The organism is Plesiomonas sp. (assembly GCF_051650925.1).
In the GTDB taxonomy this organism is placed as follows: domain Bacteria; phylum Pseudomonadota; class Gammaproteobacteria; order Enterobacterales; family CAMTGL01; genus Plesiomonas.
In genome coordinates this window covers 1-10,543 of record NZ_JBOFRH010000176.1, presented here as the reverse complement: position 1 = coordinate 10,543, position 10,543 = coordinate 1, and the positions used below count along the sequence as shown (strand labels likewise).

The following is a 10,543-nucleotide window of genomic DNA, read 5'->3' as shown; positions in this document are numbered from 1 at the left end:
ACCAAAGGGGATGACGGCTTATTTCGTACCCGTGATGGCATGCCACAGGCGGCTGATCCGGTCGTGCGATTGGTCAGTGGAAAACTGGAGTCGAGCAACGTCAGTTCGGTGGGCGAAATGGTGCAGATGATTGATCTGCAGCGCCAGTTTGATATGCAAGTCAAGGCGATGAAAGCCGCGGAAGAGAATGATACCGCACAAGATCGCTTGCTGAAATTGAGTTAACCGCTATCGCGTTAAGGGGAATACCATGGATCCGGCATTATGGGTCAGTAAAACCGGTTTGGATGCACAGCAGACCAACATCCGGAATATCTCGAATAATATCTCCAACGCCAGTACGGTCGGCTTTAAAAAAGGCCGTGTCGTGTTTGAAGATTTGCTATATCAGAAAATTAATCAGCCGGGTGCCTCTTCCTCTGAAGACGATAAAATGCCTTCTGGCCTGATGCTCGGTAGCGGTACCAAAGTGGTGGCTACCCAGAAAAACTTTGAACAGGGCGGAGTGCAGGTCACCAGCAATGCATTTGACATGATGGTAGACGGTGATGGCTTTTTCCAGATCCGCATGCCCGATGGCTCAACCGGTTATACCCGTAACGGCCAGTTTCAGATGGATGACGAAGGCAATTTAGTCACGGCGGGCTCGGGCTATCCGGTTGAACCCAATATTACGATCCCAACGGATGCTACGTCAGTCACCGTGAGTGCTGATGGGCAGGTTTCTGCGCGTATGCAGGGGCAGGCTGAAAACCAGCAAGTTGGGCAAATCACACTGGTCAGTTTTGTGAACCCGCAGGGTTTAGAGCCGATGGGCGAAAACCTGTATATGCAGACCGGTGCCAGCGGTGAAGCGCAAGAGGGCACACCGGGTCTTGATGGGTTGGGTAAGATCAAGCAGGGTGCGCTTGAATCTTCTAACGTCAATGTGACCGAAGAGCTGATTAATCTGATTGAAGCTCAGCGTGTGTTTGAGATGAACTCAAAAGTGATCTCATCTGTTGATGAAATGCTGGGCTACGTTTCTCAGCGTCTGTAAAGAGTAACCTGATGAGAATACCTTGGTTAGGGATCATGATGGCCATCAGTTGCGTACTGATGCCGACCGCAAAGGCTGCACGAATTAAAGATGTAGCCGCAGTTGAAGGGGTGCGCAACAACCAGCTGGTTGGTTACGGTCTGGTGGTGGGATTAACCGGTACGGGCGAAAAAAGCCCGTTCACCGAACAGAGTTTTAAAGCCATGCTGCAAAACTTTGGTATTCAGATCCCGCCGAATGTGAAGCCGAAAATTAATAATGTCGCGGCCGTTGCCGTGACCGCTGAACTGGCGGCCTTTACCAAGCAGGGGCAAACCATTGATGTCACCGTCTCTTCACTGGGTGAGGCCAAAAGTCTGCGCGGCGGTATGCTATTGCAGACCATGCTCAAGGGGCTTGATGGTCAGGTGTATGCAGTTGCACAAGGTAATCTGGTGGTCGGTGGGTTCAGTGCTGAGGGGAATGACGGGTCAAAAATCCAGTCAAATACCCCGACTGTCGGGCGAATTCCAAACGGTGCGACGGTAGAACAAGAAGTGCCGACCCCGTTTGCACGTGGCGATTTTATCACCTACAACCTGCATAACGCCGATTTTACCAGCGCCAAACGCATGGCGGAATCCATTAACGATCTGCTGGGCGGCAGCATTGCGCAAGCCGTTGATGCAACCTCGGTACGGGTCCGCGCGCCGCGCGATGCCACCGAGCGGGTTAATTTTGTCTCTACTGTTGAGAATATTAACTTTGATCCGGCAGAAGAAGCAGCACGGATTGTCGTCAACTCGCGTACCGGTACGATTGTGGTCGGACAAAATGTACGTCTGCGCCCTGCGGCAATTACCCATGGTGGCTTAACCGTTACCATCAACGAAAACCTCAATGTTAGCCAGCCGAATCCGCTTTCACAGGGGCAAACGGTGGTGACACCTGACTCGAATGTGCAAGTTGATCAGGCTAAATCGAAAATGGTGAAGTTTGATCCGGGTGTGACCCTCGACGATCTAGTGCGTGCGGTGAATGATATCGGTGCAGGCCCTTCTGATGTTATGGCGATCCTTGAAGCGCTCAAACAAGCCGGTGCGATACAAGGCGAGCTGGTGGTGATCTAATGGAAACCCCGTTTGTTGATGCCAGCACCTATCATGACCTAAACAGCCTCTCGCGCTTGCGTGAAGCGGCGCAGGGCAATGACAGTAATGCGCTGCGGGCAGCGGCCAATCAGTTTGAAGCCACCTTCATGCGCCAGATGCTAAAAAGCATGCGTGATGCTAATGCCGCGTTCAAATCTGATTCGCCGTTTAACTCCTCTTCGGGGGATTTTTATCAGCAAATGTACGATGAGGAGTTGGCTGGCGAGCTATCGCGTCAGGGCTCATTGGGGCTGGCTGACTTGCTGGTGAAACAGCTAGGGGGTGATAGCGAATCGCCACAGCCAGCTTCGGCAGTTGCACAAGCTGGCGGACAACTGATCGGTTCGCCACAAACCGGTATGCCGATCAACACAGCACTGGCAGCAGGTGAGTTGAATCCGTTACCACCAAGAGGATCGGCACAAGGTATGCGTGCGCCGTTGGGTGATCTGCTCTCTGAGCTGCGCCTGCGTAAAACCCGTTTGGGGGATGCAGAGCCGCTTGATGATAACGATACAAACACGTTATTGCCTGAATTGTATCAGCCTGCACCTATGCGAGATGCGCGTCCACAGCATATGGCTACCGCTAAAGAGAGTCACGGTGATGCATCAGATAGCACCTTCTCCAGTGCGCAGGAGTTTGTGGCTACGTTATTCCCGCATGCACTCAAAGCGGCCAAACGGCTTGGCACAACCCCTGCTATCTTGATTGCACAAGCGGCACTGGAAACCGGCTGGGGTAAAAGCATTATTAAAAATGCGGCCGGCAGCAGTAATAACCTGTTTAACATCAAGGCAGACAAACGTTGGCAGGGCGATAAAGTCACCGTACGAACGTTAGAATATTTTGACGGTACGGCCGTCAATATGACCTCACCGTTTCGAGCGTACGAGAGTTTTGCCGACAGCTTTGACGATTATGTGCACTTTTTGCAGCAAAATGGCCGTTATTCAAAAGCATTGCAACAGGCGGCGAACCCTGAAACCTATATCTCACATTTACAGCAGGCGGGATACGCAACCGACCCTCGCTATGCCGGCAAAGTTATCAGCATATTGCGCCGCGTTCAGTCACTACTGGAGTAACCCATTCCCATGAACCTGTTGTCTACCCCGCTAGCTAACACCCATATCAACACCCTCAACAATATACACAGGCGCAAAGTGCGTGCGTTGATCCCTTGCCTGCTGTTGCTGGTGAGTGGCTTACTGAGCGGCTGTGCACAGCCAAGCAAACCGATTGCTGATGACCCTAACTGGGCACCCGTTGAGCCACCACCGGCGGTAAAACCGCCGGTAGAGCTGACAGGGTCACTGTTTATCAAACCGCAAGGTGGCGGGTTGTACTCTGATATCAAGGCACACCGTGTTGGCGATATTATTACTGTGCAACTGCGTGAAAACACCAAAGCTAAAAAGAATGCCAACACTGATTTAAGCAAAGACAGTAAAGCGAGTTTAGCAAGCCCGGTGATTGCCGGCCGGCCAGTCACGATTAACGGTGTACCGCTATCATTTGGCCTTGAAAACAGTAATGACTTTCAAGGCGGATCAGCTGCGGATCAGAGCAACAGCTTAAGCGGTGCAATTTCAGTGGAAGTGGTGCAAGTGCTGTCAAACGGCAATTTGCGCGTGCGCGGTGAGAAGTGGATTACCCTCAATAACGGTGAAGAGTTTATCCGTTTAACCGGCACTATTAGGCCGGAGGACATAAGCCCTGACAACGTTCTTGAGTCACCAAAAATGTCGAATGCGCGGATCCAGTACTCAGGAACGGGCGCATTTTCCGATACCCAAAAACAGGGTTGGTTATCGCGTTTCTTCAATAGTGAGTGGTTTCCGTTCTGATATCTGCTGTCTGCCGAGCAATCAGGGTAAAGTTTTGCTCGGTATGGCAGATACAGAGTACAAGCATGGTAATGCGTTTCCCCCAAAGCGGTATGTGCTGCTGGGATAGGGCCATATTTAGGAGAGTGTAATGAGTGATTTACTGCAACTGGGCATGAGCGGTGTACTGACTAATCAGGCGCAGCTCCGAGTAACCGGTAATAATATTAATAACGTCAATACCGTGGGTTATAGCCGTCAGGTTGCAGTACAAACCACCAACGGAACGCAATATCAGGGTAATTTACAGTTTGGTACTGGGGTTAATATTAGCGAAGTGCGCCGTGTTTACAGCAGTTATGCCAATAATGAGCTGAACATGGCGACCACCAAGTTTTCTAATGCTTCACAGCGTACGGGTAATCTCACTGAACTGGATAATCTGCTGTCAAAAGTGGGAATAAAAATACCTAATACTCTCAACAGCTGGTTTGATGCAGTAAAAAAATTGGGCGATACCCCCAATGATGTGGCGCTGCGTCAGCAGGTGCTCGATCAGGGCAAAAATTTAACCTCTCACTTCAACAATATTCACAGCACGCTGGATAACAAACTTAACGAGATCAACGATCAGCTTGAGGGAAATGCCGGTCGGGTTAACGATATCGCCAAAGAATTGGCGGCGATTAACCAGTCAATTGTTGAACAGGGCGGTTCATCGAATGAGATGGAAGATCGTCGTCAATCACTGCTTGATGAACTGGCCGAGTTCACCCAAGTGTCAACGGTGCCAAAAGATGATGGTTCAATCAACGTGCTGATTGGCGGTGGCCATACATTAGTTTCAGGTACGGAGAGCGCCACCATCAAGATGATTGATGGCTCGCCCGATCCACGCCAGACTCAGCTTGCAATCAGCTGGGGCAACAGCAATAAACCGCTGGACGGTCAGTCACTCGGTGGTAGCTTGGGCGCGATGTTTGAGATGCGCGATGTACATATCCCCAAAGCGATGGATGAAATTGGCCTTATGTCACTCGGCATTGCCGACAGCATCAATAAGCAACAACAACAGGGGCTAGATCTAAACGGCGGTGTTGGTAAAAACATGTTCAGTGATATCAACAGTGAACTTGCTAAACAAGGGCGGGTAGTGACTAACAACCCGAACTTGAATCTGAGCGTGAATATTGATGATGTCGGTAAACTGAGTAGCGGCCCGTTTAATGTGGAATTTGACGGTACCGATTATCTGTTGCGCGATAAAGACGGTAATACGCTTGAAACGCTCAACCCGCAGGGTAGCCCAGCAACGGGGCTGAGTTCGGAAAAATATGGCTTCACCCTTGAATTAAACGGTAGCACGATAAATCCAGGCGATAAGATAGAGATCCGCCCGACCCGTCAGGCAGCAGCCGATATTGATATGGTGATGACCAAGCCTGAGGAGATTGCCGCGCAGGGAATTATCACTCAAGGCGAAAAAAACAAGGGCAGCGGCACCGTTGGTGTTGTACCAAAAGACCCAACCGCGGCGGACTATCCGAGTGACGGCAGCACGCTGAATATCGAATATTTTGATGATGGTGGAAAACTCTCATACCGGATCACCGATGGCGCAACGCCGCCGAACGCACTGAAAGAGGGTGAGTTTAAAGCCGGTGAAACCCTGACCGTAGGGGGCGTAGAGATTACCCTAGACGGTAAACCGCAGGCGGGTGATACCTGTAAAATTGATCTTGATCCGGCATCTGGCAGCAATACTAATCTGATGGCCATGCAAGATCTGCAAAACAGCAAAATTATGGGTAACGGCACACAAACGCTGTTTGATGTGTATGAAAAGCTCAATACCGATATTGGCGCGGCGCAATCGTCAGCTATGCGAGATTATTCGCACAGCAAGCTCGAATATCAGTCAGCAGCTTCGCGTATGAGCAGTATTTCAGGCGTAGATTTGAATGAAGAGGCCGGTAATTTGATTCGCTATCAGCAATCTTACTCAGCCAGCGCCCGTATTATTTCGGTTTCCGAGGAGATCTTCAAAACCCTATTAGGGGCACTTGGTTGATATCCACATAGATAAATCACGTAAATATAACAAGAACAATAACCATTTAGCACGTTTAAGCACAAGGCTAGGGAGTAGAGCAGTATGCGCGTTCCTTCATTTCAGGAATACCGTTTTTTCAGCACTAATATGGGCGAAAAACAAGCTGACCTGAGTAAGTTGTATGGTCAGATTACATCGGGTAAACGTGTTGAAGCTGCCGGTGATGATTCGGTAGCCATGATCTCCATTCATAATTTAAAACAGCAAAGTACTCTGAATCAGCAGTACAGCAGTATGGCCGATTTATCGCTTAATCGTCTGGCACAGGAAGAGACCTATCTGAAAAATGCCGATGATTTGGTGCAAAATACCCGTGAAAAAATGCTCGGTTCACTTAATGGCTCGATAGATTCAGACGGTTTAAATTCGCTATCACAAGATATGCAGGCCAACTTTGATGCGATGCTCGATCTGGCGAACACCCGTGATGAGTCAGGTAACTATATCTTTGGCGGCACTAAAACAGATAAACCGCCGTTTTATAAAGATGCTGATGGTAATGTGCAGTACCGCGGTAACGATGATCAGCGTTATTTACAGGTTGCCTCGTCGATTCAGATCCCAATTAGTGATTCTGGTAGCAAACTGTTTCAGCAAGTTCCTAACCCATTTGGCGACCATACTCCTGACTATCAGCGTGCGACCGGTTCTGATTTTTTTATCGAAAAAACAGAAAACAAAGGCAACTCAGCAGAGAAATATGATATTGAGTTTGTCACCATGGATGATGGCAGCACGGGTTTTCTCGCCAAAGACAGCAGTGGTGCGTATGTGCCTGCTCAAAAACTCAGTGACCCAAGTGATCCAGACAGTGCACTGTTACCGCCAGAACCACAGCCGGTTGATATGGCCAATAACCAGATTATTATCGATGATGGCACGGGGGCGGCAGACAGCCAAAAGGTAAAAATCACCTTTAGCGGTACCCCTACCGTGACAGAAGAGGGCGCGGATAAAGTCAGTATCACACCGGAAAAAAATATTGATGCTTTCGCCGCCATGCAAAACGCAATCAATAATGTGCAAGATGGCAGCAACAGCGGCAATATCAGTGTCGGCATTAAGCAGATGGATGCGATCAGCAAGCACCTTAACAGTGTGCGTGGTGAAGTCGGTACTCGTATGCAGGCGGCAGAAACAGCAAAAGAAGATCATGCTGATAATGAAGTGGTGCTTAAAACTGCACTGTCATCACAAGAAGATCTTGATTATCCGACAGCGGCACTGCAATTTTCCATGATGAGCATGGCGATGCAAGCCAGCCAGCAAACTTTTGTTAAATTACAGGGCATGAGCTTATTTAATTATTTGTGATTGAATATGTATTGATTGCGCTGGGATAAGAAACAGTCCTATTCCTCAAAAATCGCTCTTTGGAGCGATTTTTTTACGCCTTTTTGCTATCCAACCCCGTAGAAAATGGCGTAATAATTGCTATGTCAGACATATTAGTGACAAGCAATCAGAGGAAAATATGTCTGACATACAGAATCTGCCTTCGGCAGAAGAGAGCGAGGTACATTTTCAGCGTGGGGTGGAACTGTTTAATCAGGGTAACACGAAAGATGGTTATCAAGTCGTACGCCTGATGGCAGACCTGTGCACTGACAATTTTACCTATCAGCATACTGCCGGTCTGATTGCCTTTGAGAATAACAACCAAGAAGCAGCTCAGCGTTACTTATGGCGGGCTGCTGAGTGTGATCCCAATAACCTTGAGCTTTATTTCACGCTGGCACAGTCTTATTTTCGCAGTCAGCAGTATGTCAACTGTCTGAATCTGTTGACGGAACTTGAGCAAAATATTTCCGGTAGTGTCGAGCTTTTGACGCTAAAAAAAGAAGCGTATGAGCAGATTGGCGATAAAGCCAATGCAATGCGTTATCGTGCTCTATTGCGTGAAGTGCAGCAAAGTGAAGAGATAGTCGAGCTAGAAGCCACATTACAAGAGTATTACGAGCAGGCGCTAGCACTGATTGAAAGCGATGATTTTTCTGATGCCGAATTCCTGTTGTCTATGGCGCAGGAGTTGAAAGAAGGTGATGCTGAGCATGACTTTTTGTGGGCCTGTCTCTACCAGCGACAAAATAAAAATGAACAGGCAAAAGCGAAGGTCGAGCTGGCTTATAAAAAAGGCTTCCGTAAGCCAAGAATTTATTATGTATATGGCTATATTCTCAATGATCTTGGCGAATACTCAGTTGCACGTGAGATCCTGCAAGAAGGGGTAAAAGCCTATCCACAAAGTTTCGACCTTTATGAGACTCTGGCAAAAAATTACCTAAAGTCTGGTGCGCACGAGCAGGCATTGAAAGCCTACCGTAAACTTAATACGGATAAGCCATCTGATAAATACCGTATTCAGATGGCCGTTGCAGAGTTTAAATGGCTAGAAAGCAGTAATAAAAATCTAGATTACCCTACTGTTCGCCAGTTCCAGGATAAGCTGTTGCCGTTGTATCACCAGTTTCCGGAAAATATTGAACTGGCAGATGCTGCGGCCAAAATTTATCAATGGCTAGGTATGGGTGAGCAAGGCGATTTAGTTTATCAAGATCTGATTGAGCGTTATCCGAGTTTGGTATCACCAAAATGGAATCGTCAGCAGTACTTAGGTATGACGCACCAGTATGCTGAGTTTTTGGAGGCTTATCGCTACGGAGAGCAATGTGGCCAACGAGTGACTTTCGGTCAGGAAAATAAGCGTTGGCAAGGCCAGCCGTTGCAGGATAGCGAAACACTGCTAATTTATTGCGAGCAAGGTGTTGGAGATGAAATCCGTTTTGCTCATAATTATAGCTTTGCTGCTGATAGAGCAAAGAATATCATTGCATATGCAGAGCCACGGCTAGTCGATTTTTTCCGTTTAGCATTTCCAACTATTAATTTTATCCCGTGTGGATTTAACGGTACTTCACGTATTTATCCTAATGAAGATAAATACAATGGCAGTTTGACTTATATTGTTGCTGCTGCTGATTTAATGGAGATGAATTATTTAGCATCATCCAATTTATTGGATATTAAACCATATGCTAAAGTACCTGAGAGTCTTTCATTAAAATGGAATCTCTCTATAGATAGCTTACCAAAGAAGAAATATAACATAGGATTATGTTGGCGAAGTGGTTTGCTGAACCAAAAAAGAAATATTCATTATTTTGATATTTTAGATATGATCCCTTTGTGGAAATTAGATGCTAATATAATTTGTCTTCAGTACGGTGATATATCAAAAGAACTTAAAAGATTAAGTAAACATGGATGTGAGTTAATTCATATAGATGGACTTGATCTAAAAAATGATTTTATTGGTGTTGCAGCTACAATGCAGAAATTAGATTGTATCTTATCTGTGAGTACTGCTGTCGCCGATTTGGGGGGCGCAGTTACGGATAAGGTAATTATGCTTCACCCTGATTACAATTCATTTTTTAATGGGAATGTTGGATTAGAAACAAATGCTAGAGGGTATGGGATAGATTACCTGGTCTATCCACCTCTCGGTAATAAAAAAAATATATTCAACAAATCCATGCCATTGATAGAGGATTGGCTGTTAAGGAGTATCGAAGTATGAATATTGCATTAATAACAGCAAGAGGTGGTTCTAAAGGCGTTCCAAGAAAAAATATAATAAATATTAATGGCGAGCCTTTGATATCTTTTACTATAAATGCGGCAAAAAAAGCTAAGTGTATTGATGTAATTTATGTGTCAACTGATGATGAGGAAATTGCTAATGTATCTAGAGAGTATGGAGCTTTAGTTATAGACCGGCCTAAAGATTTGGCTGGAGATTTAACCTCAAGTGATGAGGTTATTTTACATGCAATTCAATATTTACATGCTATGGATGTGTTTTTTGATAATATTTTCTTATTACAACCAACATCACCTCTTCGTAATGAAAAACATATTGATGAAGCATATTCTTTATTTTATGAAAGTGATGTAAATAGTGTTATTAGTGTTTACGAGACAGAGTGTTGTCCCGCAAAGGCATTTAAATTTAACGATGATGGATGCATATCTGGATTATATTCAGATGATGCACCTTACTTAAGTAGGCAAACTTTCCCTAAGTCATGTTACGCGAATGGTGCTATTTATATATTTAAAAGTGAATTGTTTTTATCTAGAAATGAAATACCTAGAGAAAAAATAAAACCTTATCTTATGTCATATGATCTTTCAGTAGACATTGATACTTGGGATGATGTTGGAAAAGTAGAAAAGATAATGTCTAGTTTATATTGGAGAGAAGTTAATGCATCCTGAATTTGAGATTGCTGGCCGTAAAATTGGTTACAATCATGACCCATTAGTGATTGCTGAGATTGGCATTAATCATGGAGGGAATATTGGTGTAGCTATTGAAATGGTTGATGCTGCAATAGAAGCAGGGGCAGAAATAATAAAGCATCAAACA

Annotated in this window: 9 protein-coding genes; all 9 read left to right on the top strand. The window is 46.1% G+C overall.

The genetic code is table 11. The features are described 5' to 3' along the window. Nucleotides 1-225, top strand: a 225-nt coding sequence (locus ACRC27_RS04090; protein ID WP_438639253.1) for a flagellar basal body rod C-terminal domain-containing protein, incomplete at its 5' end; no start/stop codon positions are given. 25 nt (nucleotides 226-250) lie between these two features. After that, the gene (flgG, locus tag ACRC27_RS04085; RefSeq protein WP_438639252.1) at nucleotides 251-1,039 is read left to right on the top strand and encodes a flagellar basal-body rod protein FlgG; all 789 of its coding nucleotides are present in this window, start codon (nucleotides 251-253) and stop codon (nucleotides 1,037-1,039) included. An 11-nt stretch (nucleotides 1,040-1,050) separates the two neighbouring features. Next, entirely contained in the window at nucleotides 1,051-2,148 is a 1,098-nt protein-coding gene (locus ACRC27_RS04080) for a flagellar basal body P-ring protein FlgI (protein ID WP_438631601.1), read from the top strand. Further along, nucleotides 2,148-3,257, top strand: a complete 1,110-nt coding sequence (gene flgJ, locus ACRC27_RS04075) for a flagellar assembly peptidoglycan hydrolase FlgJ (RefSeq protein WP_438621555.1) — start codon at nucleotides 2,148-2,150, stop codon at nucleotides 3,255-3,257. The genes ACRC27_RS04080 and flgJ overlap by 1 nt, the downstream gene beginning before the upstream one ends. 9 nt (nucleotides 3,258-3,266) lie before the next feature. Further along, the gene (flgH, locus tag ACRC27_RS04070; protein ID WP_438639251.1) at nucleotides 3,267-4,019 is read left to right on the top strand and encodes a flagellar basal body L-ring protein FlgH; all 753 of its coding nucleotides are present in this window, start codon (nucleotides 3,267-3,269) and stop codon (nucleotides 4,017-4,019) included. Nucleotides 4,020-4,149: 130 nt separating this feature from the next. Continuing rightward, nucleotides 4,150-6,069, top strand: a complete 1,920-nt coding sequence (flgK, locus tag ACRC27_RS04065; RefSeq protein WP_438639250.1) for a flagellar hook-associated protein FlgK — start codon at nucleotides 4,150-4,152, stop codon at nucleotides 6,067-6,069. An 84-nt stretch (nucleotides 6,070-6,153) separates the two neighbouring features. Further along, nucleotides 6,154-7,425 carry a flagellar hook-associated protein FlgL gene (flgL, locus tag ACRC27_RS04060; RefSeq protein WP_438639249.1) on the top strand — a complete coding sequence of 424 codons (1,272 nt, stop codon included), beginning with the start codon at nucleotides 6,154-6,156 and terminating at the stop codon, nucleotides 7,423-7,425. Nucleotides 7,426-7,585: 160 nt separating this feature from the next. Then, a complete protein-coding gene (locus ACRC27_RS04055; protein ID WP_438639248.1) occupies nucleotides 7,586-9,691 on the top strand; it encodes a tetratricopeptide repeat protein in 2,106 nt (701 codons plus the stop codon). Next, nucleotides 9,688-10,392, top strand: a complete 705-nt coding sequence (locus ACRC27_RS04050) for an acylneuraminate cytidylyltransferase family protein (protein WP_438639247.1) — start codon at nucleotides 9,688-9,690, stop codon at nucleotides 10,390-10,392. Before ACRC27_RS04055 ends, ACRC27_RS04050 begins: the two co-directional genes overlap by 4 nt. Nucleotides 10,393-10,543: the final 151 nt, after the last annotated feature.

Bases quoted from the DNA above. Each gene is read 5' to 3' on its own strand.
- flgG (WP_438639252.1), top strand. From the start codon at position 251: ATGGATCCGGCATTATGGGTCAGTAAAACCGGTTTGGATGCACAGCAG.
- ACRC27_RS04080 (WP_438631601.1), top strand. From the start codon at position 1,051: ATGAGAATACCTTGGTTAGGGATCATGATGGCCATCAGTTGCGTACTG.
- flgJ (WP_438621555.1), top strand. From the start codon at position 2,148: ATGGAAACCCCGTTTGTTGATGCCAGCACCTATCATGACCTAAACAGC.
- flgH (WP_438639251.1), top strand. From the start codon at position 3,267: ATGAACCTGTTGTCTACCCCGCTAGCTAACACCCATATCAACACCCTC.
- flgK (WP_438639250.1), top strand. From the start codon at position 4,150: ATGAGTGATTTACTGCAACTGGGCATGAGCGGTGTACTGACTAATCAG.
- flgL (WP_438639249.1), top strand. From the start codon at position 6,154: ATGCGCGTTCCTTCATTTCAGGAATACCGTTTTTTCAGCACTAATATG.
- ACRC27_RS04055 (WP_438639248.1), top strand. From the start codon at position 7,586: ATGTCTGACATACAGAATCTGCCTTCGGCAGAAGAGAGCGAGGTACAT.
- ACRC27_RS04050 (WP_438639247.1), top strand. From the start codon at position 9,688: ATGAATATTGCATTAATAACAGCAAGAGGTGGTTCTAAAGGCGTTCCA.